This window comes from Staphylococcus hsinchuensis, from assembly GCF_038789205.1.
GTDB lineage: Bacteria > Bacillota > Bacilli > Staphylococcales > Staphylococcaceae > Staphylococcus > Staphylococcus hsinchuensis.
Genome location: NZ_CP128355.1, coordinates 433,945 through 460,329, shown reverse-complemented (window position 1 = coordinate 460,329; position 26,385 = coordinate 433,945). Strand labels below are relative to the sequence as shown.

Annotated in this window: 20 protein-coding genes and 1 pseudogene; 16 read left to right on the top strand and 5 right to left on the bottom strand. The window is 34.0% G+C overall.

The window, feature by feature from the left end; translation table 11 throughout:
- The first annotated feature begins 74 nt into the window (after positions 1 to 74).
- From panB to QQM35_RS02325, 4 genes and pseudogenes are all read left to right on the top strand, one after another.
- Positions 75 to 891: pseudogene (gene panB / locus QQM35_RS02340) on the top strand (3-methyl-2-oxobutanoate hydroxymethyltransferase).
- Positions 884 to 1,741 (top strand): pantoate--beta-alanine ligase, encoded by an 858-nt coding sequence (gene panC / locus QQM35_RS02335; RefSeq protein WP_251517150.1) that lies wholly within the window; start codon positions 884 to 886, stop codon positions 1,739 to 1,741. The pseudogene panB and the gene panC overlap by 8 nt, the downstream one beginning before the upstream one ends.
- Before the next feature lie 203 nt (positions 1,742 to 1,944).
- Positions 1,945 to 3,432, top strand: coding sequence for a malate dehydrogenase (quinone) (mqo, locus tag QQM35_RS02330; RefSeq protein ID WP_251517152.1), 1,488 nt, complete (start codon positions 1,945 to 1,947; stop codon positions 3,430 to 3,432).
- A gap of 302 nt (positions 3,433 to 3,734) precedes the next feature.
- On the top strand, positions 3,735 to 4,064 hold the full coding sequence (locus tag QQM35_RS02325) for a hypothetical protein (protein ID WP_251517154.1): 330 nt from the start codon (positions 3,735 to 3,737) through the stop codon (positions 4,062 to 4,064).
- A 142-nt stretch (positions 4,065 to 4,206) separates the two neighbouring features.
- Here QQM35_RS02325 and QQM35_RS02320 read toward each other — a convergent pair whose 3' ends face one another.
- Positions 4,207 to 5,397 (bottom strand): MFS transporter, encoded by a 1,191-nt coding sequence (locus QQM35_RS02320; RefSeq protein WP_251517156.1) that lies wholly within the window; start codon positions 5,395 to 5,397, stop codon positions 4,207 to 4,209.
- 111 nt (positions 5,398 to 5,508) lie between these two features.
- Here QQM35_RS02320 and QQM35_RS02315 point away from each other — a divergent pair, with 111 nt between their 5' ends.
- The 8 genes from QQM35_RS02315 to QQM35_RS02280 all read left to right on the top strand — a co-directional run bounded on the left by QQM35_RS02315 (position 5,509) and on the right by QQM35_RS02280 (position 13,752).
- Entirely contained in the window at positions 5,509 to 6,393 is an 885-nt protein-coding gene (locus tag QQM35_RS02315) for a LysR family transcriptional regulator (RefSeq protein ID WP_251517159.1), read from the top strand.
- Between the two features lie 76 nt (positions 6,394 to 6,469).
- Positions 6,470 to 7,225 carry a glycerophosphoryl diester phosphodiesterase gene (locus tag QQM35_RS02310; protein WP_251517162.1) on the top strand — a complete coding sequence of 252 codons (756 nt, stop codon included), beginning with the start codon at positions 6,470 to 6,472 and terminating at the stop codon, positions 7,223 to 7,225.
- A 29-nt stretch (positions 7,226 to 7,254) separates the two neighbouring features.
- A complete protein-coding gene (locus tag QQM35_RS02305; RefSeq protein ID WP_251519036.1) occupies positions 7,255 to 7,710 on the top strand; it encodes a MarR family winged helix-turn-helix transcriptional regulator in 456 nt (151 codons plus the stop codon).
- Positions 7,711 to 7,915: 205 nt separating this feature from the next.
- Complete coding sequence (locus tag QQM35_RS02300; protein WP_251519038.1) at positions 7,916 to 8,845, top strand: ketopantoate reductase family protein; 930 nt, start codon at positions 7,916 to 7,918, stop codon at positions 8,843 to 8,845.
- A gap of 93 nt (positions 8,846 to 8,938) precedes the next feature.
- On the top strand, positions 8,939 to 10,582 hold the full coding sequence (locus QQM35_RS02295) for an alpha-keto acid decarboxylase family protein (protein WP_251517165.1): 1,644 nt from the start codon (positions 8,939 to 8,941) through the stop codon (positions 10,580 to 10,582).
- A 337-nt stretch (positions 10,583 to 10,919) separates the two neighbouring features.
- The gene (locus tag QQM35_RS02290; protein WP_418129056.1) at positions 10,920 to 11,498 is read left to right on the top strand and encodes a PadR family transcriptional regulator; all 579 of its coding nucleotides are present in this window, start codon (positions 10,920 to 10,922) and stop codon (positions 11,496 to 11,498) included.
- Between the two features lie 3 nt (positions 11,499 to 11,501).
- Entirely contained in the window at positions 11,502 to 12,629 is a 1,128-nt protein-coding gene (locus QQM35_RS02285; RefSeq protein WP_285813482.1) for an FAD-dependent oxidoreductase, read from the top strand.
- Between the two features lie 136 nt (positions 12,630 to 12,765).
- A complete protein-coding gene (locus QQM35_RS02280) occupies positions 12,766 to 13,752 on the top strand; it encodes a Gfo/Idh/MocA family oxidoreductase (protein WP_342610463.1) in 987 nt (328 codons plus the stop codon).
- Positions 13,753 to 13,823: 71 nt separating this feature from the next.
- Here the strand turns inward: QQM35_RS02280 and QQM35_RS02275 are convergent, their stop codons facing one another.
- Complete coding sequence (locus tag QQM35_RS02275; protein ID WP_251519044.1) at positions 13,824 to 14,957, bottom strand: glycerate kinase; 1,134 nt, start codon at positions 14,955 to 14,957, stop codon at positions 13,824 to 13,826.
- A 1,018-nt stretch (positions 14,958 to 15,975) separates the two neighbouring features.
- Here QQM35_RS02275 and QQM35_RS02270 point away from each other — a divergent pair.
- A complete protein-coding gene (locus tag QQM35_RS02270; protein WP_251517174.1) occupies positions 15,976 to 16,395 on the top strand; it encodes a VOC family protein in 420 nt (139 codons plus the stop codon).
- Positions 16,396 to 16,500: 105 nt separating this feature from the next.
- On the opposite strand, the gene QQM35_RS02265 is transcribed toward QQM35_RS02270, so the two are convergent.
- Complete coding sequence (locus QQM35_RS02265; RefSeq protein ID WP_251517177.1) at positions 16,501 to 17,397, bottom strand: fructose bisphosphate aldolase; 897 nt, start codon at positions 17,395 to 17,397, stop codon at positions 16,501 to 16,503.
- Positions 17,398 to 17,883: 486 nt separating this feature from the next.
- Here QQM35_RS02265 and QQM35_RS02260 point away from each other — a divergent pair, with 486 nt between their 5' ends.
- The 3 genes from QQM35_RS02260 to betA all read left to right on the top strand — a co-directional run bounded on the left by QQM35_RS02260 (position 17,884) and on the right by betA (position 23,009).
- Complete coding sequence (locus QQM35_RS02260) at positions 17,884 to 19,509, top strand: BCCT family transporter (RefSeq protein WP_251517179.1); 1,626 nt, start codon at positions 17,884 to 17,886, stop codon at positions 19,507 to 19,509.
- Positions 19,510 to 19,769: 260 nt separating this feature from the next.
- Entirely contained in the window at positions 19,770 to 21,269 is a 1,500-nt protein-coding gene (gene betB, locus QQM35_RS02255) for a betaine-aldehyde dehydrogenase (protein WP_251517182.1), read from the top strand.
- Positions 21,270 to 21,320: 51 nt separating this feature from the next.
- Positions 21,321 to 23,009 carry a choline dehydrogenase gene (gene betA / locus QQM35_RS02250; RefSeq protein ID WP_251517185.1) on the top strand — a complete coding sequence of 563 codons (1,689 nt, stop codon included), beginning with the start codon at positions 21,321 to 21,323 and terminating at the stop codon, positions 23,007 to 23,009.
- Positions 23,010 to 23,165: 156 nt separating this feature from the next.
- Here the strand turns inward: betA and QQM35_RS02245 are convergent, their stop codons facing one another.
- Both QQM35_RS02245 and QQM35_RS02240 read right to left on the bottom strand, forming a co-directional pair.
- Positions 23,166 to 23,354 carry a hypothetical protein gene (locus tag QQM35_RS02245; RefSeq protein WP_251517188.1) on the bottom strand — a complete coding sequence of 63 codons (189 nt, stop codon included), beginning with the start codon at positions 23,352 to 23,354 and terminating at the stop codon, positions 23,166 to 23,168.
- A 770-nt stretch (positions 23,355 to 24,124) separates the two neighbouring features.
- Complete coding sequence (locus tag QQM35_RS02240) at positions 24,125 to 26,284, bottom strand: bifunctional glycosyltransferase/CDP-glycerol:glycerophosphate glycerophosphotransferase (RefSeq protein ID WP_251517191.1); 2,160 nt, start codon at positions 26,282 to 26,284, stop codon at positions 24,125 to 24,127.
- Between the last annotated feature and the right edge of the window lie 101 nt (positions 26,285 to 26,385).

Sequence of the window (26,385 nt, the reverse complement as noted above, 5' to 3'; positions counted from 1 at the left end):
CATTCCTTTTTATGTATAGTTTGTTAATATATGGATATTATTAAAAATATAACAAATTATGGGTGGGATTTTAATTGAAAACAATAAAACAATTCATCACGATGAAAGAAGAACAAGAAAAGATTTCAATGTTAACAGCATATGATTATCCGAGTGCAAAACAAGCTCAAGAAGCTGGAATTGACATTATATTAGTCGGAGATTCACTTGGTATGACGGTACTAGGTTATGAGAGTACAGTTCAAGTAACGATGAGTGATATGATTCATCATGCGAAAGCGGTGAAAAGAGGGGCGCCTGACACATTTACAGTCGTCGATGTACCATTTGGTGCAGTTGGTATTAGTAGTTCTAAAGATCTTGAATATGCAGTTAAGTTATATCAAGAGACAGAAGCAAATGCGATTAAGATGGAAGGCTCCTATCTCACTGAACATATTAGAAATTGTACGAATATCGGAATTCCTGTCGTATCTCATTTAGGCCTAACGCCACAAACAGTTGGTATCACGGGCTACAAAATGCAAGCTTCGACAAAAGAAGCAGCACAACAATTAATTAACGATGCCATTACTGTTGAAGAAGCAGGTGCAGTGATGGTGGTATTAGAGGCTGTTCCTAGTGATTTAGCAGAGGAAATTGCTCATAAATTAACGATTCCAGTTATCGGTATAGGTGCAGGTAAAGGCACAGACGGACAAGTATTAGTTTACCATGACGTTGTGAATTACGGTGTCGATCATCAGCCTAAATTTGTAAAACGCTTTGGAGATTTTTCATCGGGCGTGGATGCACTTGCTCAATATAATAAAGAAGTTAAAGCTAATGCATTTCCAGATGAAGCGCATACTTATAAAAAACAAGTGTTAGGTGAGGAATCATAATGACTGAATTAATTACTACCATTCGAACTATGAATTTAATATCACAACGTTATCATCAACAAGGTAAATCAATAGGGTTTGTTCCAACGATGGGGTCACTACATGAAGGACATTTAGAGATGATGAAGCAATCTGCATCCGAAAATGACATTACTGTAGTGAGTATCTTTGTTAATCCTCTTCAATTTGGTCCAAATGAAGATTTAGACAACTATCCAAGAGATATCGATAGTGATTTTGAAAAAGCTCAAAGTGTTGGGGTCGATTATGTATTTTATCCGAGTGAACAAGAAATGTATCCGGAAAGACCAACAATCGAAGTTAAAGCTGGAGAGTTGGCGACTGTACTTGAAGGTAAACAACGACCTGGACACTTTGATGGCGTTGTCACAGTTGTGAATAAATTATTTAATATTGTACGTCCACAGCGTGCGTACTTTGGTAAAAAGGATGCTCAACAATTAGCAATTGTAGAAAAAATGGTCGATGACTTTAATCAACAAGTACAAATCGTTCCTATAGATATAATACGAGAAGCGGACGGTTTAGCTAAAAGTTCACGTAATGTTTATCTTACTGAACAAGAAAGAACGGAAGCGCCACATCTTTATCAAAGTTTAAAGTTAGCGCACTCACTATATGAAGATGGCGAACGTAATAGCGATAAGATTATTGCAGAAACGACTGCTTATATTAAAGCGCACACAAGTGCTGATATTGAAACTGTCGCAATTTATAGTTATCCAGAACTTGTAGAACAGTCGCATATTTCAGGCAGTATATTTATTTCGTTAGCGGTTAAATTTACGCAAGCACGTTTAATAGACAATATTATTATCAAATCAGAGGAAAGCTAACTACATTATAGTAAGCCAAAAATTATTTTAGGCGTGAAATTAATCTCTATTTTACAATTGTATGACGTTGATTTATCATATTTATGAAGGGGTATTGTACGTATAGTACGCTTATAGTGAATTTCTATAATAAAGACGTCAAGGTCATTATTATTTATCAATTAGCTATAGCTATCTTAGTAAAAATAGAAAGGTGGTAAATAATGAGTAATTCAGAATCTAAAGACGTCATTTTAATCGGCGCCGGAGTGTTAAGTACGACATTTGGTTCATTTATTAAAGACTTAGCACCAGATTGGAATATTAAATTATTTGAAAGACTAGAAAAACCCGCAATTGAAAGTTCAAACGAACGAAATAATGCCGGAACTGGACATGCCGCATTATGTGAGTTGAACTATACAGTTGAACAAAAAGATGGTTCAGTAGACGTAGAAAAAGCAAAAGAAATCAACGAGGAATTCGAGATTTCTAAACAATTTTGGTCTCACTTAGTAAAGAGTAACCAAATTCAAAACCCACAAGAATTTATCCGTCCTTTACCACATATTAGCTTTGTGCAAGGGCCACGCAACGTGAACTTCTTGAAGAAACGTTTTGAAGCGTTATCAACTGTTCCAATGTTCAAAGAAATCGAATACACAGAAGACCACAACAAAATTAAAGAATGGATGCCTTTAATGATGGAAGGCCGTGATCCTAACGAAACAATCGCGGCAAGTAAAATCAATGAAGGTACAGATGTTAACTTTGGTGAATTAACTAGAAAGATGGCTAGCAATTTAGCAAAGCAAGATAACATCGATATGTATTATAAACACGAAGTTCTTGATTTCAACCGTCGTAAAGATGGCAAATGGGAAGCTAAAATCAAAGATCTTAGAACGAAGAAGATTGAACACCATATCGCTGATTATATCTTCATCGGTGCAGGTGGACATGCAATTCCATTACTACAAAAAACTGGTATCCCAGAAAGCAAACACTTAGGTGGATTCCCAATTAGTGGTGCATTCCTAGTTTGTAACAACCCAGAAGTTGTTGCTAAACACGAAGCCAAAGTTTATGGTAAAGAGCCACCAGGCACACCACCAATGACAGTACCACATTTAGATAGACGTTATATTCAAGACCATAATTCATTATTATTTGGTCCGTTCGCAGCAATCGGCCCTAAATTCTTGAAAAACGGCTCTAACTTGGACTTATTTAAATCAATCAATCCAAGCAATGTGTTAACAATGGTATCTTCAGCATTCAAAAACTTCCCATTAGTTAAATACTCTATTCAAGAAGTATTAGCTAAAAAAGAAGATCGCATGAAAGAATTACGTAGATTCGTTCCAGATGCTAAAGATGAAGATTGGGATATCCACGTTGCAGGTAAACGTGTTCAAGTTATCAAAGATACAAAAGAACACGGTAGAGGTTATATCCAATTTGGTACAGAAGTCGTTAATTCTAAAGACCATTCAGTGATTGCATTATTAGGTGAATCACCAGGGGCTTCTACTTCAGTTTCTGTAGCATTAGAAGTACTTGAAAAGAACTTCCCAGAGTACATGGATAAATGGACTCCAGAAATTCAAAAAATGATTCCATCATATGGTAAATCATTAATCGAAGACGAAGCGTTATTAAGACAAGTACGTCAAGCAAGTGCTAGTGAATTACAACTTAACAACGTATAATTCGTTTTAAGTCTAAGATATAAATAAAAACCAACCCGAAAGATTAATTTCTTTCGGGTTGGTTTTCTTTATATTAATTATATTGTATTTGTTCATATACATAGAGAGTCGTACGAACAATACTCATACTTTATATATTGATATATAATATAAAGTTATAACACACATTAGATAATAATTTATAAGAGTGAGATTGAAGACTATTGTTGTAAACAAATTGCGTAAAATTTGAAAATTTTATGTTTAAAAAGGGTGTAAAATGTATATAGATTAGTAAATCAATCTATAGAGGGTGTCGTTATATGTTTATGATTATTCGCTATAGTAGAGGGAACACATTGTTTTATTTGAGAAATAATTCAAATGATCCTATCTATTCTAGAGTAGTCGCAATGCCTGATTACCAGTATAAAGAAAGTGTAAGTATTTTTGCTGAAAAGTTAACAAAACACGTCGATGCGACTATTAATTCAGTAAGGTTTATCGTCCTTGAAATGAACCACTTAGAACAATCTAACATAGATGACATTGATGAAGTTCGAGATTACCTCGAGGATAGTTTAAATACGCAAGTGATCATGACCAATGATATTATGGAATTTGATTATGATATGTATTTAGCTAAAAGTTAATAATCAAAAGAGAGGTTGAGGCTGAGGCAAAATAGTTGTCTCAGCTTCTTTGTCACCTATTGTGACTACGAAATCTCTATTAGAAAATTCGATTTCTGTCCCACTTCCAACCTCTTAAATTTATTTAATAAGACAAATTGATTTATTCACTTTTAATAGTTAATGCAATAATGAATGCACAAACCATAAATAAAGTAATCATTAATACTACGCCCGGCCATTGTATGAAATTATAAAATACTCCAGCTAATGTACCGCCGACCGATGAACCGATGTAATAAAATAGTAAATAAAGGCTAGATGCTTGAGCTTTATGATGTTCTGCACGTGTCGCAACGATAGAGCTCGCGATAGAGTGTCCACTGAAAAATGCATACACTGAAAATGCGAGTCCAAGTATTTTAAATATTAGGAATGGTAACATCGTCACCCATACACCAAAAATCAATAAAAGTATGCAAAATTTTAATGCGTTTAAAGTGCCTAATTTAGCACGTAACTTCGCATTTAAAATAGAAGACATCATGCCAATTAAAAATAATAGATAAATTAAACTAATCATACTTTCTGACATGTTGTATGGTTTGTGACCCAATACAAAACCAATATAGTTAAAAGCTGCTATATTACAACCAAGTAATAAAAAACCTAGCGCAAATGGTTTTAAGAGACGTTTATTCTTCAGATGATGGCTATAACTTTTCAGTAAAGTAGATATTGAAAAACTTTGCTTTTCAAAATTCTTTGAAGCTGGCACTAAAATAATAAAAAGTATTGCAGCCACTACACTGATAATACCAATTGCACCAAGACCGACTTGATAACCATATATACTTGAAATATAGGCAGTAAATATTCTACCAAATGCACCGCCGACTGCATTACCACTAATGTAGATGCCCATTGCTTCAGGTAAATTCGTAACTGAGATTTCTTCACCAATGTAGGCCATGGCAATCGAAGGTAGACCTGCTAAACAAATACCTTGTATAAATCTGATAATAAGAAATACATTAAAATCTGTGACAAATGCTTGTATTAAAGCCAGTATCGAAACAGAAATTACTGAGAATATCATTACAGGTTTACGACCAAGGACTTCGGATATCGCTCCGAAAAAGAGCATTGCTATGGCGAGCGTTAACGTAGTTGTTGATAGTGCCAAACTGGATAATGTTTCACTAACATGGAACGCTTTCGTGAAATGAGGTATCAAAGGTTGAACACTGTATAATATTGAAAATATGGTGAAACCTGAAATAAATAAGGCGATAATAATTCGCGTATACGCCTTTGTCCCTTTTGTTGCGCGAAGTTCGTTGGCTAATTCCATCTGTGTCATCCTTCTCTATAATTGTTAGTTTTATGGTAGCATGGAACTAAGGATTAAAAAAATGCATAATAATCATGATATCTATGCGTTTCGTACATAAGGAGGGGTAAGATGGAGTGGCATCACCTTGAATACTTTAAACATCTTGCGAATACTGAAAATATGTCATTATCAGCTGAACAATTAATGGTCAGTCAATCGGCCTTGAGTAGAGCGATTAAACATTTGGAAACGGAACTCGGTGTGCCATTATTTCATCGTACAGGACGAGCGATTACATTGAGCAACTATGGTAAATCTTTTTTAATAACGGTGAATAATATTTTAGATGAGATGGCTATTTTTCAAACAAATATTTCAAATGCAACAGACGAATACTCTGGTGAACTCACAATTGGCTTTTTGCATTCAGTTGGAGCAGGTTATATGTCAGAATTTCTGAAAACATTTAAAAAACAATATCCCAATATTCGATTAAAACTCGTTCAAAATCATGCTAATAAATTATTGAAAATGCTAGACGATGGTGAAGCTGATATTGTAATAACGTCGTTAGTTAATAAAGATCCAAACACAATCTTTGAACCGTTAATTACTGAAAAATTGTATATTACGATTAATGAAACGCATCCATTTTCGAACTATAATCAAATTGAAATAAATGCATTACGTGATGAAAATTTTATTTTATTGAAAAAAGGTTTCTCGTTACGAAAGCAAGTAGATGATATTTTAAAATCATACCAGTTACAGCCTCAAATCAGCTTTGAAGGTGATGAAATTATAACCATCGCTGCATTTATTAGTTCAGATTTAGGTGTGTCCATATTACCGCATTTAAGAGAAATACAAATTCCTAATTTAAAGCAAATACCTATAAAAAACCATGATGCTACACGTACGATAGGCATTGGTTATAAAGCAAAGAACATAGCCATACCTGTCATTGCGGAAACAAGAAAATCTTTATTAGCTTATTTTAAAGATTTCGAGTAAATCTACGTTAGATAAGTTGTAAAATCTGAGGTTTCATATCATAATAACTATAAATTCATTATAAAGGAGTGGCGTTATGTTTACGGTTTATGGTCATAGAGGGTTACCGAGTAAAGCCCCTGAAAATACGCTTGCTTCATTTCATGCTGCAGCAGATATAAAAGAATTAAATTGGTTAGAATTAGATGTAGCAATAACAAAAGATAAACGGTTACTCATTATTCATGATGATTATTTAGATCGTACAACGGATATGGTAGGAGAAATTACACAGCTAAACTGGTCTCAAATGCAACAAAGTTCAGCAGGTTTATGGTTTAGTGATGAATTTGAAAATGAAAAACTACCGACATTTGAAGATATTATTGCTTTAGCTAATGATAAAAAAATGAATTTGAATGTTGAATTAAAAGGCGTTTCTGGACCGAATGGACCACAACTATCCGAAGAAATGGTACGCCAAGTTTCTGAAAAACTTAAACAACTTGATAACAGTTTAAAAGTATTAATTTCTAGCTTTAATATTCCATTAGTACATTTATCAAAGCAATATATGTCGGAATACCCAAGAGCTGTATTATTTAAGACAGCAGCTTTTAAAGATGACTGGCGCACAATTATGGATTTTTGTGACTCTCAAATCGTCAATATTGAAGACGCACGCTTAACAGAAAAGCGCGTGAAGATGATTAAAGATGCTGGATATCAACTTAACGTTTGGACTGTTAACAAAAAAACACGTGCGAACCAATTAAAAAATTGGGGTGTAGATGGTATTTTTACAGATAAAGCAGATCAAATGATGCAATTACAAGATGAAAAGTCAAAATAATAACAAAAATTTTTAAAGGAATGTGGATGATGACATTAGACAATAACGACTATGAAAATCTATTGTTTTATTTTGCCTATAAAACTTTTATCAATACAGCTGACGAAATTATAGAACAACATGGATTGAACCGACAACATCATCGTTTTTTGTTTTTTATAGAAAAAGTACCAGGCATTACAATTAAAGATTTGTTAAAGAGTATGGAAATTTCTAAACAAGGCAGTCATGCTTCATTAAAAAAATTAAGAGATGAAGCTTATATTGAAGAAAAAACGTCTGAATATGATAAACGTGTTAAAGTGTTATATCCGACTGCCAAAGGGACAAAATTAGTGAAAGAACTCAATAAAGCTCAAAATGATTTGTTCCAGGATATTCAGAAAAAAGTTGGCAATGATTGGTATGCCATCATGGAAGAATTCGCCTCACATCGTCCAGGCTTCCACGAAGTTAAATATTTGAAAAATGAAGTAAACAAATAAAAGAATAGTTGAGGATATTAGTTTCTGATATTAAGCCCATTAAAAGGATTTTAATAAAATCTTTTTAATGGGTTTTTACTTTCCAATGATTCGTATTTTTAAACAACGTTCGGACGTAAACGCATTGTATTAAAGTAACGTTCAGTTCGGATTGTTGAAGTGTAAAATTATTAGTTCTACTATAAATATAAAGAGGAGTGATATGATGAACAAAATTGCTATTGCTGGTGCTGGCGCAATGGGTGGTCGTATTGGAACACACATTGCTAATGCTGGTTATGATGTAACTTTAATAGATTATTGGGAAGATCATGTGCAACAAATCAACAATAATGGTCTTGAAATTCAGACAGAAACTGAAACTTACACAGTAGACATTAAAGCGAAACATCCAGAAGATGTGTCAGAACAATTTGATTTAGTCATTATTTTGACTAAGGCGATGGAATCGGAACGTATGATTAACGATTTACTGAATGTAGATGCTATCCAAGATGATACTGCTATATTAACGATGATGAATGGACTAGGACATGATGAACGATTTTCAAAAATTGTACCTATGAAACAAGTATTCCTTGCTGTAACAATGTGGACGGCTGGTCTTAGAGGCCCTGGACAGTTGCTATTAGAAGGTACAGGCACAATTGAATTGCAACGTGCAGATGGGCATGCCGATGATCGTACTGAAAAGATTAATAATATATTCAACTACGCACAGCTCAACTCTAAAATTAGTGACAACGTATTTCATTCTATATGGTCTAAGGCGACATTAAATAGTGTATTAAATCCGCTATGCACAATTCTAGACAAAACAATAAATGAATTTGCGCAATATACTAATGCTCGTAAAATGATTACTCCTATTATTGAAGAAATTGTTGAAGTGACTAAGCAAAAAGGCGTGTCATTGTCAGTAGATGAGTTGGTAGAAAAAATAGAAAATGCTTATCCTATCGAAGCTCAAGGTTTACATTATCCTTCAATGCACCAAGATTTATACAAGGGCCGTTTAACAGAAGTTGACTATCTCAACGGACAAATAGTTGAATATGGTAAAGCGTTTGATATCCCTACGCCAAATAATGAAATGTTAACGCATTTAGTACATCAACTAGAGATGAAAAAGTAAGAAGGGACGCAATATAAGTCAATATTATTGACCTTATTTATTAAATACGATACCTTGATAATGTAAGAAGTTCTTATGAAGGGGAATGATAATATGAAAAAACGAGTAGGACAATATTTATTAGATTGTATTCACGCGTTAGACATAGATAAGATTTTCGGAGTTCCTGGTGACTTTAATTTAGCATTTTTAGATGATGTTATTGATAGACAAGATATGCAATGGGTAGGTAACACAAACGAATTAAACGCAAGTTATGCAGCAGATGGATATGCACGTATCAATGGTATGGCTGCTATGATTACGACATTTGGTGTCGGAGAATTAAGTGCAGTTAATGGTATTGCAGGATCATATGCAGAACGTATACCTGTTATTCAAATTACAGGTGCGCCTACAAGAGCTGTTGAAAATGCTGGAAAATATGTACACCATTCTTTAGGTGAAGGTAACTTTGATGATTACCGCAAAATGTATGAACCGATTACAACTACACAAGCTTATATTACACCTGAAAATGCACAGACTGAAATTCCAAGAGTGCTTGAAGCAGCGTATAATGAACGCAGACCTGTGCACATTCACTTACCTATAGATGTAGCAGGTGAAGAAATCGAAGTTAAAGAATCATTCCAATTATCATCAACAGAAAGTAATGATATTGACCGTTATATAGAAATGGTGCACGAGAAATTACAAAGTGCATCTAAACCTGTGATTATTGCGGGCCATGAGATTAATAGTTTTGATTTACATGATCAATTAGAACGCTTTGCACGAGAAAAACAAATTCCAGTCGCTCAATTATCACTAGGAAAAGGTGCATTCAACGAAGAAAGTCCATACTATATTGGTATTTATGATGGCGTATTGGCAGAAGACCAAGTTCGAGAATACGTTGACCAAAGTGATGCGATATTAAATATCGGCGCTAAATTGACAGATTCAGCAACAGCTGGTTTCTCATACGAATTTGATTTAGATGATGTTGTGATGTTGAATCATCGTAATTTCAAAATGAATGAAACAACTGCAGATCATATTGCACTTCCAGAATTATTAGAAGGACTAAACAATATGGATTACAAAAATGATTCAGATTTCCCACAATATCAACGTGTTGAAAATCAAGATTTTGAATTGAATAACAATGCTTTAACACAAGAAACGTATTTCAAAATGATGCAAACGTTTATACAACCAGATGATGTTATTCTTGCAGAACAAGGGACATCGTTCTTTGGTGCATATGACCTAACATTAAGCCGCAGTAATACGTTTATAGGTCAACCATTATGGGGCTCAATCGGTTATACGTTACCATCAACTTTAGGTTCACAAATTGCAGATACAACACGTCGTAATTTATTACTCATTGGTGACGGTTCACTACAGTTAACAGTTCAAGCGATTTCTACAATGATGAGAGAACAAATTAAGCCAGTGATTTTCGTTATAAACAATGATGGCTATACAGTTGAACGTAAAATTCACGGAGAAACAGCTCGCTATAACGATATTAAAATGTGGAACTATCAAATGTTACCTGCTGTATTCGGCGAAGATGAAGCGGTATCAGTGCACGATGTAAATACAAGTGAACAACTTCAAGCTGCATTTGATCAAATAGAACGTGAAACAGATAAGATGCACTTAGTAGAAGTGAAAATGGCAGTACACGATGCGCCAGAAAAATTAAATGAAATGGGTAAAGTTTTCGCTAAGCAAAATGGCTAAGTAAAGGTTCACTCAAATTATGCAAAAAATTAAGTGGGACAGAAATCGATTTTTCATATAGAGTTTTTGTACGCTCACCTAATTGACAAAGAGTCTGAGACATAAATTTTTGTCTTAGGCTCTTTTTTTATATCAATATGCACTATTTAAAAAAGTAACTAACTATTCACTCATTTGTGGAAAATTTATTTCACTGTTCATTCTATAAAAACAAGTCATATCAAGTGTTTGAGCAAACAATTTATATAAAAATGGAAAATAGATAACGATATATCTTGACTGATAACGATATATCGTTTATTATTTCGATATATCGAAATAAAGAAAGGTGATTTATATGTTTAAAAGACATTTTCAAAAAAGACAAGCAGCATTCGCACATCGTTTAATGGATAAAGACGGCTTTGGTTTTGGCAAAGGTCATGAAAGATTCGGAGGACCATTTGCAAAAGAAAGATTTTTCAAAAAAGGTAATTTACAATTTGTTATTTTAAAAATGTTACAAGGCGAGTCTAAACACGGATATCAAATCATAAAAGATTTAGAAGAACAATTTAGAGGATTTTATTCACCAAGTCCTGGCTCAGTGTATCCAATATTACAAATGTTAGAAGATAGAGAGTTTGTATCTATCGAAAAGGACGGTAAAAAGAAAGTTTATTCTATAACTGAAGAAGGCGAAACATTTTTAGCTGAAAATATGGATGACGCCATGTTACAAAGATTAGAACAATTTAAAAATATGGACTTTGAAAAAATGAAAGCTTTTAGAGCACAACTTCAAGATTTATTTAAGACATTTATTATAAAAAGTAAAGAAGCAATGAAAGATAAAGAGAAAAAAGCAAAATTCGACGCATTTGTAGAAAAAACGAAAAACGATTTAGATGACTTATATAGTGAAAGAGAGGGATAAAAATTGGCAGTAAATAAAAACCATAAAATCGCTATTATCGGTGGTGGCCCTGGTGGGTTAATGCTCGGATTGTTACTTCAAAATGCAGGATACCAGTTCACTATTTTTGAAAAAGGAGAACCGACTATTAATAGTGAGAGAGGCGGTTCACTAGATATTCATGAAGAAAGTGGGCAAGTTGCATTAAAAGAAGCAGGTATTTTGGAAGAATTTAAAAAACTTGCACGTTACGATGGTGAAGATACAAAAATTGTAGGCAAAGATGGTACAGTCTATTACGAAGAAACTGCAGAAGGTGAAGGCGGTCGTCCTGAAATTGATAGAGGAGAGTTATGTGATTTAATCAGAACACATATCGATTCAAGTCATATTCAATACGGTTATAAGTTCAAGTCATTAGAGCAATTCAAAAACGGTCAAGTAGAAATCACATTCAATGAAAATGAAAAACAAATTTTTGATTTTGTGATGGGGGTAGATGGTGCATTTTCTAAAGTAAGACCTTACCTCACATCAACAGATATTGAATATACTGGAATTTCAATGATAGAAATCAATATAGATGACGTAAAAAACAAATATCCAGATTTAGCTGCCTACAATAAAAACGGGAAAATGATGGCACTCGATCAAAATCAAGCTTTATTAGCACAACTTAACGGCGATGGACGAATAAAAGTTTATGCTTCATATAGAATGGATTATGATAAATTAGATGACTATAAGAAACTGTCACCATCTGAACTAAAACAACAATTATTGAGAGATTTCCATGACTGGGATGCTTCATTATTACAATATATAGAATCTATGAATGATGACATTTTATTTAGACGTATTTATAAACTACCAATTAGCTTAACGTGGGAAAGTAATGGTTCAATTTCATTGATGGGTGATGCAGCGCATGTCATGAGTCCGTTCGCAGGTGAAGGCGTGAATGCAGCTTTATATGATGCGTATCTATTTGTTGAAGCTCTAAAGCAAAAAGATACATTATATCCAGCAATTCAATATTATGAACAAGAAATGTATAAACATTCTCGTGAAAGTGCTCAAGGCTCACAAGACAATTTAGAACGCATGTTTTCACAAAATGCAGCTGAAAAATTAGTAGAGCTTTTCAAATAATTTAGTTGAAAGAATTGTAAGTGAAAATGATTTTAGTATCAGATTGACCTTATGATAATTAATTGACATATAAGATTGAGTGATTAAGATTATGAGTAAGATCTTATTCTTAAATAAATAAAAGGGGTCAATAATTATGAACATTGGAATCGTTGGTGCAGGCAAAATTGTAAAAGAAGCTTTACCAGTATTTGAGCAAATGCAAGATGTGACGTTTCACAGCATCGTCTCATCCGGCCGTAACCCTCAAAATATTGAAACATTACAGAAACAATATAATATCAAGCATGCATACGAAGATTTCACCCAATTTATAACAGATGAATCGTTAGATGTTATTTATCTTGCTGTACCTAACCATTTACATTTTAAATTTGCAAAGCTGGCCATTGAACATCAGAAACATGTTATTTGTGAAAAACCCTTCACATTGACGAAAGCAGAGTTGCAAACGTTACAAACATTATCACAAGAAAATAATGTAATCATCATTGAAGCAATTAATAATTTATATTTAAATAACTTTGAAACTTTAAAAAATTCACTGCAAGAAATAGGACATTGTAAAATAGTGCAATTCAACTATTCACAGTATTCTTCTCGTTACGATAAATTTAAACAAGGAGAAGTTCAACCTGTATTCGATCCCGATAAAGGTGGCGGAGCATTAATGGACTTAAACGTTTACAACGTGCATCTTGCAGTTGGATTGTTCGGCATGCCTCTTCGTGTGACATATTTCCCAAATATAGAACGAAATATTGATACTTCAGGGGTGCTCATTCTAGAATATGAAAGTATGAAAGTCGTTTGTGTGGGAGCAAAAGATTCAACATCACCAAATCAGTCCACGATACAAGGCGATGTTGCGACATTACAAATTAATGGTCCAACCAATGAACTAAACGAAATAGAATTAAGATATAACGATGGTGGCGTTCAAATGTTTAAAGATCATCAAGATAAACATCGCATGTATGATGAATTTTTAAAAATCACTGACATCCTCCAACATAAAGATTACACATTTGCTCAACAACAACTAGAACATAGCATTAACGTAATGGAAGTGTTGGAACTGGCGTTAAAGAGCGCGAATATTGAAGTAGGACCATCTATATAATAAATAATATTTTTAGTGAGAAAGGTTCAGCGATTTATTGAAATTGCTGAACCTTTTTTGTATTACTTACACTATAAACTATGAAAATAAGTACTTATAATGTTTTGAGTTAATTTTTTTAGCAATTGTGGAGAGTGTTGTATCGTATATTCAAGGGATTGAGGTCGATCTGTTAAACTAAATGCTCCGATGACACCGTGTTGTTGGCATTGTTTGAAATCTACATCAACTGTGCCCCCAATAAATATCACTGGTACATTAAAGCGTTGTGCACAATGAGCAATACCAATAGGTGCCTTTCCAAAAAAGGTTTGGTGATCAATCTTTCCTTCGCCTGTAATGACTAAATCAGCATGTGGTAAATAGCTTTCTAAATTTGTATGTTTAATTACTACTTCAATGCCATCTTCAAAATAACTAGGGAAGAACGCTTTAAAAGCACCACCAAGTCCACCTGCAGCACCTGCACCAGGTAAATGATGAAGTTTCACATTTTGATATTGATTAATCACATCTGCCCAATGTTTAAGGTTGTTATCAAGCTGACGTTGTTCTGTTGTCGTTGCGCCTTTTTGTGCGCCAAACACAAATGACGCACCATTGGAACCAATAAAAGGATTTTGGACATCTGTAGCTATGATAAATTTGCTTGTTGAGATGCGTTGATCAAAATGTGATAAGTCGATGTGTTCGACTTGGCTTAAAGACTCGCCTCCGAAACCAATTTCATTACCGGCCTTATCAGTTAATTGAGCCCCCAATGCTTGTAACATACCAGCGCCACCATCATTAGTCGCAGAGCCCCCAATTGCCAAAATGAAATCTTTGTAACCTTGATCTAAAGCATGTTTAATCAGTTCTCCTGTACCAAATGTTGTTGCTTTCATGACGTTCATTTGGGATGAATTCACATGTGTGAGTCCTGATGCTTCTGCCATTTCAATGACACAAGTGCTTCGGTCGCCTAACACGCCATATCGTGCGTTAACTTGAGCATCTAATGGACCTGTTACGTTAACTTCGATAAACTGTCCATTTGTTGCATGTACTAATGCTGGCATCGTGCCTTCACCACCATCGCCAATAGGGAGGTCGTGAACTGTAGCATCAGGAAAAAGTTCATATATACTTTCTGACATATATTGTGTAATTTCAAAGGAAGTCATACTACCTTTAAATGAATCGGGTGCTAAAATAATATTCATCATTTTCACCTTCCGTACAACGTAATTTATTTCTATTATATCTTTTTTAGTACCGTTATATATATGAAGACACTTTTTCATCTATATAGGAAAAGGGTAAATAACAAAAAACTGTAGAGCATTATTAGCATGATTTGATAATTAAAAGTTTAAAATCACAAAAATAAAACTTCACAAATTGCAAATTTGATTATATAATTTAATTAAGTTATTACCTAACATTACTATACAAATTATTCTATATAGTTTTTGGCGTGAAATCCTAGGTCATTTATGTCAGGCAATGTATATTGTTAAGTAGTAACCTAAAATAACATCAATTGGTGTATTACATAGTGAAGGAGATGAACAACACGACAACATAGACTTACATGAATTCCTTAGTTATAAAGTCACTATGCTTTGAAGGGTGAAGGTGTTATTTATTTAAAATAAAACACAAGCCGTTAATTTGTGTTTTTGAATTGTTACTTTTATGTATCAACTATACTTTTTGACATTATGCATTGAGTTTAACGTGAATAGTGGTATAGGCGTCCCAACGTTTATATCATGTTCTGACAGAAAGTTGAACTACCTTACCGAATAATTACGTATTGATTTACCTCTCAAATTGTATTCCACTCATTTATGAATTACATAGAGTTTAAACAAATTTTATGTCCTCGTTTAATTTTTGAATTTCCTAGATCAACTTTTCCTCTTGAAATAAATTGATTCTGCAGAATTATTAAAAGGCATGTGCTTCCCTTTGGTAATTGTCGCTACCAATATGGATAGCATCACTTTTAATTAAACATAGTTTGTTTTCCCGTAGCTATTTTTATATTCATTTATAGTAACCGGTACTTATGTAAATTTTAATGAGCGTGAACTACAATGCCAAGTATCCATTGGGTACTTGGTTTTTTTGTGCGCTAAATAATGCTATTGCTTGAAAATGAATCTATGCCACCTATACTTAAATTAGAAAGTATTTAATATAAAGAATAATTGACTTAAACAAAGGAGACTAATTATGTTAAAAACAGTTACACCTTATTTATTTTTCAAAGGTAATTGTAAAGAAGCGGTAGAATTTTATAGTGAAGTATTTGAAGGTAAAGTATCTGAAATGAAAACATATGGAGAAGTAGATGAAAAATCTGTCGATAATCCAGATCGTATCATCCATGCGCGTTTAGAAGTAGATGACCAAGTATTTATGTGCTCTGACGTACCAGATGAAGATTTAAACGTGAGAGACAATAGAAATGTTTATCTAGTATTAGAATTTGATAGTGAAGAAGCAATCAAAGATGTATATGAAAAGCTTAAAGCTGATGGCGACGTTCAAATGGAACTTGCTGACATGTTCTGGGGCGCAAAGTATGCTAAATTAATTGATAAATACAACATTGGTTGGGATTTAAACTATACTAAACCTCAAAATAAATAATATTGGTTGAGGTTAGTGACAGTGACGCCTTATACGGAAATACGTTTATAGAAAAAAGCGACTCATTTTGACTGAGTCGCTTTTATTTATTGTATTGAATAAGGATTAACCTTGGATTTTGTTTACTGAAGCATCATAGATAGAGTCTACAGTTTCAGCTAATACTTTATCGAATTCTTCTTGTGATTGACTTACGTTTAAGTCGTTGATTAGTGCACGTGAGAAGCTTGCGATTAAACCATCGTTTTGTTTAAGTACTTCATTTGCATGTGCTCTGCTATAACCACCAGAAAGTGCTACTACACGTACAACATTTGGATGATCAATAAGTGATTGGTATTGGTTTACTTTTGTAGGAATTGTTAATTTCAACATAACAAGTTGATCATCGTTTAAGTTATTTAGTTCTTCTAAGATTGCATCTGATAAGTAAGCTTCGATTTCTGCTTTGTCTTCAGCTTCAATATTTACTTCTGGTTCAATGATAGGTACTAAACCAGCTTCGATAATTTGTTTAGCAACTTCGAATTGTTGCTTAACGATTGCGTCGATACCTGATTTGTTAAATTCAAGGATGTTTGAACGCATTTTTGTGCCGAAGATTTTATGATCGTTAGCACGGTTTAATAAGTCATCTAAATCAGGATTAGGCTTCATTAATTGAACGCCATCTTTTTTCTCGTCTAAACCTTTGTCGATTTTTAAGAAAGGTACAACACCTTTATCAGCTAGATAATCTCCAGTATGTTTACCTTCAACTTCACGGTCCATTGTTTGTTCAAAAAGGATTGCGCCAATGATTTTATCTGATGTGAATGAAGGTGAAGAAACGATTCGTGTACGCATATCGTGAACAAGTTGGAACATTTCGTCATCATTATTGTATTGATCTTCTTCAACGCCGTAACCTCTAAGTGCTTTAGGAGTACTGCCACCACTTTGGTCTAATGCTGCGATGAAACCTTTACCATTTTTAACTTTGTCTAATTGTTCTTGATTCATACTTACAACTCCTTTTCGTATTGTCACTTCATAGTATGATAAAATTTCCTCTCTAACGCAAGTGGGGAGCCTCTTTATTCACAATGAGTACATATCTATTTTAAAAATTTTAGAAAAAGGTATTCACCTAAATAAGTACTAAAAATATTCGTTACAAATTTAATCAAATAAGGGTTGGTTTGTTTAAACTCAATAAAATATTTATTCGTCTATTATGAATAAATATGCATAAAAACAAATTTGTAATGTTTGTTCAGTTTGTTAAGTTAAAATTTAACACTATGATTGTGGAGATTTTAAACAGCGCTAAAAATATTGTAACTATATATTTATTCATAAAATGCATTTGTGAAAATTGAATGCGGTTTGCATTTTTATTTAATCTTCGTTAATCTCAAAGTTATGAAAACAAGAAAAGGGCGATGGTAGTTAGTCTAATCAATGTAATCAATTTCCATACAATTTTATTATGAGGAGTGCTCAGAAATGAAAAAATCTAAAGTTATGGATTGGCCTACCTTTATAGGTACAGTAGCTGTATTATTATTTTCAGTTATACCTATGATGGTGTTCCAAAAGGCAAGTGCTGATGTAATTACGAAACTCAACGATGCTGTGTCAAATAGCATTGGTGCAGTTTATCTCTTACTCGGGCTTGTAGTATTTGGATTTGTATTGTACATAGCATTTGGGAAATACGGGAATGTAACGTTAGGACGTGCTACGGACAGACCAGAGTTTAATAACTTCAGTTGGGCTTCTATGTTATTCTGCGCCGGTATCGGTTCAGACATTCTTTATTGGGGTGTCATTGAATGGGCGTACTATTATCAAGTACCACCACATGGCGGCAAAGGAATGACGGATAGTGCGTTGTCTTACGCTACTACATACGGTATGTTCCACTGGGGTCCTATTGCCTGGGCAATATATGTACTTCCAGCTTTACCAATAGGTTACTTAGTATTCGTTAAAAAGAAACCCGTCTTCAAAATTAGTCAAGCTTGTCGACCAATATTAAAGGGGCAAACAGATAAGCTATTAGGCAAAATTGTTGATGTTGTATTTATCTTCGGTTTATTAGGTGGTGCGGCCACTTCACTAGCATTAGGTGTACCGATGATAGCAGCAGGTGTTGAGAAATTAACAGGGTTAGATGGACAAAATATGTGGATGCGAACACTTATCCTTGTATTAATCACAATCGTATTTGGTTATAGTTCGTACAGTGGTTTAAAGAAAGGTATTCAAATATTAAGTGATGTGAACGTTTGGATTTCATTATTCTTATTAGTATTTGTGTTTATTGTAGGACCAACAGTCTTTATTTTAGAAACGACTGTTACATCTGTTGGTGAATTATTGAAAAACTTCTTCCAAATGGCGACTTGGCTTGAACCGTTCGGCGGTATTGGAGGAAGAAAAGAGACAAACTTCCCACAACAATGGACAATCTTCTATTGGTCATGGTGGATTGTGTATGCACCATTTATCGGGTTGTTTATCGCTCGTATATCAAAAGGACGTACTTTAAAAGAAGTCATTTTAGGTACGATTTGTTACGGAACGTTAGGTTGTATTTTATTCTTCGGTATCTTTGGAAACTATGCGGTATATTTACAAATTTCAGGACAGTTTAATGTCATTGAATTCTTAAATAAACATAGTACTGAAGCAACAATTATCGAAGTGATGCATCAGTTACCGATGGGTAATATTATCGTTATTTTATTCTTATTGGCAGCGTTCTTATTCTTAGTGACAACATTTGACTCTGCCTCATATATTTTAGCTTCAGCTACGCAAAAGCGTGTAGTCGGTGAGCCTATTAGAGCAAACAGATTGTTCTGGGCGTTTGCATTAAGTTTATTACCATATTCATTAATGTTAGTAGGCGGAGAACAAGCGATGAATGTGTTGAAGACTGCATCGATACTAGCGAGTGTCCCTTTAATAGTGATATTCGTCATCATGATGGTCTCATTTATTAAAACGCTTGAAGGAGATCGACTTAAATTACAAGAACGTGCAGATAAATATAAGAAAGTTGAAAGAAGATCATTAAGAATCGTTCAAGTAAGTGAGAAAAATAAAGAAGAAGACAATTTATAATAAAAGATTAAAAACCGGTCAAACAGCGAAAAGTTTGATCGGTTTTTTCTATATTATTGAAAGAAATGTCGGTACATTTTTTGAAAGAACTATTGGAAGAGATTGAGCTGTATATAATTTGGAATATCGGTACAACTGTCTTAATATGGGGGTGAAGAGGTGTGTCATTTTACATTTGACACTGTATTATTGGCTATGCTAATATAACTTTATAAAATTTGTTAAATAAAAATTTAACAAACTTAACGGAGGTCGTACTGATGGAACTTGAACTTGTAAAAAATTTATCACGCCGTCAATATATTGATGGTGAATGGGTAGATGGAAGCAACAATGAAACGAGAGAAATCATAAATCCATATAACCAAGAAGTCATCTTTGAAGTAGCAGAAGGAACAGAAGAAGACAGTGAACGTGCTATTCTAGCTGCTAGAACAGCTTTTGAAAATGGCGAATGGACAAATGAAACAAGTGAAAATAGAGGTAAGAAAGTTAGAGCGATTGCCGATAAGATTGTAGAACATAAAGAAGAATTAGCTAGACTTGAAACATTAGATACAGGAAAGACACTAGAAGAATCATATGCAGACATGGATGATATTTCAAATGTGTTCTATTTCTTTGCTGGATTAGCAGATAAAGATGGTGGCGAAATCATTGATTCTCCAATTCCAAATTCTGATGCTAAAGTTGTGAAAGAACCAATTGGTGTTGTGACACAAATCACACCATGGAATTACCCATTATTACAAGCATCATGGAAGATTGCTCCAGCATTGGCAACAGGTTGTTCTTTAGTTATGAAGCCTAGTGAAATTACTCCGTTAACAACAATTCGCGTATTCGAATTAATGGAAGAAATTGGCTTCCCTAAAGGTGTAATTAACTTAGTACTTGGTGCAGGTGCTAAAGTAGGAAATCCATTATCAACACATAAAGATGTAGACTTAGTTTCATTTACAGGTGGTATTGCTACTGGTAAACAAATTATGAAACAAGCTGCTGACCACGTAACAAACGTAGCATTAGAATTAGGTGGTAAGAACCCTAATGTCATCTTTGATGATGCAGATTTCGATTTAGCAGTAGACCAAGCTTTAAACGGCGGTTTCTTCCATGCTGGTCAAGTTTGTTCAGCAGGTTCACGTATCATCGTGCACAACGATATTAAAGCAGACTTTGAAAAAGCTTTAATCGAGCGTATTAAAAATATCAAAATGGGCAATGGTTTTGATGAAGAAACAGAAATGGGTCCTGTCATTTCAGCTGAACATAGAGAGAAGATCGAAAAATATATGGAAGTTGCAAAATCAGAGAACGCAACAATCGCAATTGGCGGTAAACGTCCAGAGCGAGAAGACTTACAAGACGGATTCTTCTTTGAACCAACAGTAATCACAGATTGTGATACTTCAATGCGTATAGTTCAAGAAGAAGTGTTTGGTCCTGTTGTGACAATCGAAGGATTTTCAACTGAAGAAGAGGCAGTTCAATTAGCTAACGACTCTATTTATGGATTAGCAGGTGGCGTATTCACTAAAGACATCGATAAAGCTGAACGTGTTGTTAAGCAAATGAGAATGGGAACTGTTTGGATTAACGACTTCCATCCATACTTCGCTCAAGCGCCATGGGGTGGCTATAAACAATCAGGTATCGGTAGAGAATTAGGCCATGAAGGTTTAGCAGAATACCAAGTTGAAAAATTAATCCTACGTAATACGAAACCAGAACCAGTGAATTGGTTCGGCAAACAATAACAGCAAAATTTTTGCGATGATTTAACTTTAAACTAACAAGGAGGCATATACATGAAGAAATCATATGATTATATCATTATTGGTGGAGGTAGTGCAGGTTCTGTCTTAGGTGGCAGAATCAGTGAAGATGCATCAAACAGTGTACTTGTTTTAGAAGCAGGACGCAGTGACCATCCATGGGACTTATTAATACAAATGCCAGCAGCGTTGATGTATCCAGCAGGTAGTAAATTATACGATTGGATTTACGAAACGAACGAAGAACCTCATATGGATGGCCGTAAAGTAGGTCATGCACGTGGTAAAGTGCTAGGTGGATCAAGCTCAATTAACGGTATGATTTACCAAAGAGGTAACCCAATGGACTATGAAAAATGGGCGAAACCTGAAGGGATGGATAAATGGGATTTCGCACATTGCTTACCATATTTCAAACGTTTAGAAACAACATTTGGTGCTGAGAAAGATGATAAAATGCGTGGTCATCATGGTCCAATCAAGTTAAGACGTGGACCAGCAACGAACCCATTATTCCAAGCATTCTTCGACGCAGGTGTTGAAGCAGGTTATAACAAAACTCCAGACGTAAATGGTTTCCGTCAAGAAGGCTTTGGACCATTCGATAGTCAAGTACACAATGGTCGTCGTGTTTCAGCATCAAGAGCTTACTTACATCCAGCGATGAAGCGTAAAAACTTAGACGTACAAACACGTGCATTCGTTACGAAATTAAACTTCGATGAATCAGGTAAGAAAGTAACTGGAGTTACATTTAAGAAGAATGGTAGAGAACATACTGTAACTGCTAAAGAAGTTATTTTATCAGGTGGTGCGATTAACTCACCACAATTATTACAACTATCTGGTATCGGTGATTCTGAACATTTACGTTCTGTAGGCATCGAACCACGTTTACACTTACCAGGTGTAGGTGAAAACTTTGAAGACCATTTAGAAGTTTATGTACAACATAAATGTAAACAGCCTGTTTCTTTACAACCAAGCTTAAATTTATTCAAAATGCCATTTATCGGATTACAATGGATCTTTGCGCGTAAAGGTGCAGCTGCATCTAACCACTTTGAAGGTGGCGGTTTCGTACGTTCAAACGATGAAGTTGATTATCCTAACCTTATGTTCCACTTCTTACCAATCGCAGTAAGATATGATGGTACGAAAGCACCAACAGCACACGGTTACCAAGTGCACGTTGGTCCAATGTACTCAAATTCTCGTGGACACTTAAAGATTAAATCTAAAGATCCATTCGAAAAACCAGATTTCGTGTTTAACTACTTATCAACTAAAGAAGACGAACGCGAATGGGTAGAAGCAATTAGAGTAGCGAGAAATATCTTATCTCAAAAAGCATTAGATCCATTTAACGGTGGCGAAATTTCACCAGGACCAGAAGTTCAAACAGATGAAGAAATTCTTGAATGGGTTAAACGTGATGGTGAAACTGCATTACACCCATCATGTAGTTGTAGAATGGGTCCTAAATCAGACGAAATGTCAGTTGTAGACCCTAACACATTCAAAGTACATGGTATGGAAAATTTACGTGTCGTTGACGCTTCAGTGATGCCACGTACGACAAATGGTAACATCCATTCTCCAGTATTAATGTTAGCAGAAAGAGCTGCTGACGTTATCCGTGGTAAGAAACCACTTGAACCAGAATATGTAGATTTCTATCGTCATGGTGTACATGACAAAGACGCAGGTACAATGAAATAATAAGTAGACAATAAGGGACGTTTGATTTATTTTAGCCCTTGTTAAACCTTAAAATCGTTGGTGCTTAAAGTTTAATGTAGCGCCTAAAGAGCTTTTAAAATTATAGCTATGAAAATCAGGTTACCACCCGATTTTCATAGCTTATTTTTTTATTTTTTATACAGTCTCTAATTTTGATCCTTCTTGATTGATATTAGATGATGATGAAGTGTTCAATATACTACTTGAAGTACTGTTGACACTTTTAGAATCTTGTTGTGCTGCTTCAACCGTTCCCCCAACTGAACCTATAAAGAAAGTCGCCACTGACACTGTAATAATACTTTTTATAAAATTCTTTTTCACAATATAAAACCTACAATTAAAATAAAAATATGATATAATAACAATTAATTATAAACGCAAAATTTTGTTTTTAGAAAGGGGCTATATAGCTGTGAAATTATATGACAATGTCATGCGAATACTAGTAGTAATAAGTTTTATCGTTTGTATAAATAGTTTATTTAATTTCAATGAAGATCTTAAAGTTTATATTAATATTGCAGCAATAATAATAATTATATTGCTAGCTGTTATAGGTTTTATACTAGCTAGAGTTAAAAATAACAATGATTAGAAAATAAAAAGATAAATAATATATACAGTTTGAGTTCATATAACACTTTATTATGTTAACTCCAATAAACGCCCTCAAACCTGTGATATCAAGCTTTGGGGGTGCTTTAGATTATACGTTGTTTATACAACTTAAATTGACCTGTTTTCAGGTATTTTCATCTGAATATGTTTTGTTTCTTTATTTAGTTTGAGGTGGTAAATATTTTATTCATGCCCTAAGCTTGTGAACATGTATAGTAATTACTTAAACATTTTAATTTTACTTAATGAGGTCGCCGGTTTGTTTCTGTTGGAGTGATTGACATAAAAAAGTTGGGAGTGGGACAGAAATCGAATTTTCTAATTGAGATTTCGTAGTCCCACTCCGGCAAGGATGACTAGATTTGGAAAAACTTGATATAAGCGCTTTTGCAATTCAGTCATCTACTGCCTAATTGACAAAGAAGCTGAAACAACTATTCTTGTCCCAGCTTCAAGCAGTATTGTTAACGTTATTATTGTTGTGAATCTTCTACGATAAGTTGGGCAATCTCTTTCGATGATTTGCCTTGTTCTACTGAGCAGAAATCTTCATAAAATTGCTTAATGTTAGATTTATAATCTGTTGCAATTTTGTCTATATGTTTCAAGTCTTCAGCTAGTTGATAAGCGTCTTGATAAATAGGACCTGGTAGATCTTTATGATAGTCCAGGTAGAAACCTCTTAAATCTTTACCATATTTGTCTAAGTCGTACGCAAAGAAGATTTGTGGGCGTTTTAATACACCGTAATCGAACATTACAGATGAGTAATCAGTGATTAAACAATCTGTAACTAAATATAGTTCTGAAATATCATTATAATTTGAGACATCGATTGCAAAATCTTCATAACCACGTAAATCTAACGCGTTTGAAATGAGGTAATGCATTCTTAATAGGACTACATAGTCGTCTCCTAATTGTTGTTGTAAATTATCCAAATCGATTTTTAAATCAAATAAATACTTACCTTTTTTAACAAATTCATCATCACGCCATGTTGGTGCATACATGATTACTTTTTTGTCGGCTGGAAGATTTAAGTTTTCTTTGATTTGTGCAATGTAGTCTTCATCATTTGCATGGTTAACTAATACATCATTACGCGGATAGCCAATTTCTAAAATTTGTTCAGGTGGCATCCAGAATGCTGTTTCAAAGATTTTTGAAGAATATGCGTTTGGAGAAACTAAGTAATCCCAACGACTTGTTTCTTCTCTGAAATTACGTTTGTAATTTTCAGTTGTCGTCCCTGGCATACGAATGACTTTCATATCGTTAGCTAGACGTTTGAGTGGTGTACCGTGCCAAGTTTGAATGTAAACTTGGTTCTCTTTTTTATTTAAATAAAGTGGTAATCTCGCATTTGAGACCCAATATTTTGCTTTAGCATAAGCATCATAATATGCTGCAGAACCTTTTTTCACCTTTTTACCTGGACCAGGTAAATGAACTTTACTTGGGTTTTTAAAGACCCAAATAAATTCGAAATTTGAATGGTATTTCATCATATATTCATAAATATACTTTGGACTGTCGCTATAGTTTTTACCACCAAATGATTCAAATACAATCGTATTTGATTGAACTTTGTCTTTGTTATCAGTTAGTTGATAGCGTGCTCGGTTTTTATTTTTACTACCTAAGACGATGCTCTTAACAAGACGTGCAGTTTTGCGGAAACGGTTCACTTTAGCTGCTTGTTCTTTCTTATTAAGCATCAACATAAGCGTTTCAAAGATAAATAATGGCTTTTCATTTTTAAATACAATTGGCGCAATCTCGCGTGCCATATTTGGTAATATATCAGAATGTGTTTGATAACGTGTAGCTGTCTTTCTTGCTGAAGGCTCAAATGATTGTTTGAACATCGTTGCCATTTTTTTCTTAATAAAAGTTTGGTTTTCAGATGGGGCACGTTGGATTGAATCAAAGAAACTGTGTACGTAGTCATCGAATATAATGTTAAAGTCTTGTTGTGATAATGCTGGATTTAAGAAAGGATCATAAACCTCTCCTCGAATATAGAATGGGAAACGGCTAACACGTACGAATGTTTCTGCGTATTTAATATATTCTAAAACGAACGACCAGTCGATAAATACTGATAAATCTTCATTAAATTCAATTTGATGACCACGGACAATCGCAGTTTTGAAAATAATATTACTCGCAGAATGTTTACGTAAAAATTGATTTGATTTCGTCTTAGTATATAAATAATCTGCCTTTACTAAATCTTGGTCAATGTATTGTGGTACATCTAACGTAAATGAATGGATAGGTGCAATCAATGCATCCATTTGATTTAATTTCTTCATATAATAATTTAAAGCATATGAAGCTAAATAATCATCCGAATCAACAAAAATAAAGTATGGTGAAGTCACTTGCTCCATAGCGACATTTCTCGCATGGGCATGACCCATATTTTGTAGTAGGTCGACTTCTTTAACATTGATGTCCCAACCTTTTAATTGTTCGGTTGCGATAGTTTTCGATTGGTCTGTCGAGCCATCATTAACTAAGATGAGCTCAAAATCTTGATATCTTTGTTGCTTTAAGCTATTAATGCATCTTTCTATATAATCTTCTGAATTATAATAAGTAACGATTACTGAAATAGAATTCATTGTATAACCTCTTTTAACTGTTTTATATCATTATGTATCGCATTTCGTAAGTCTGATACATAAAATGGTTAATTTGTAATAATAAAATTCGACGTAAAAAT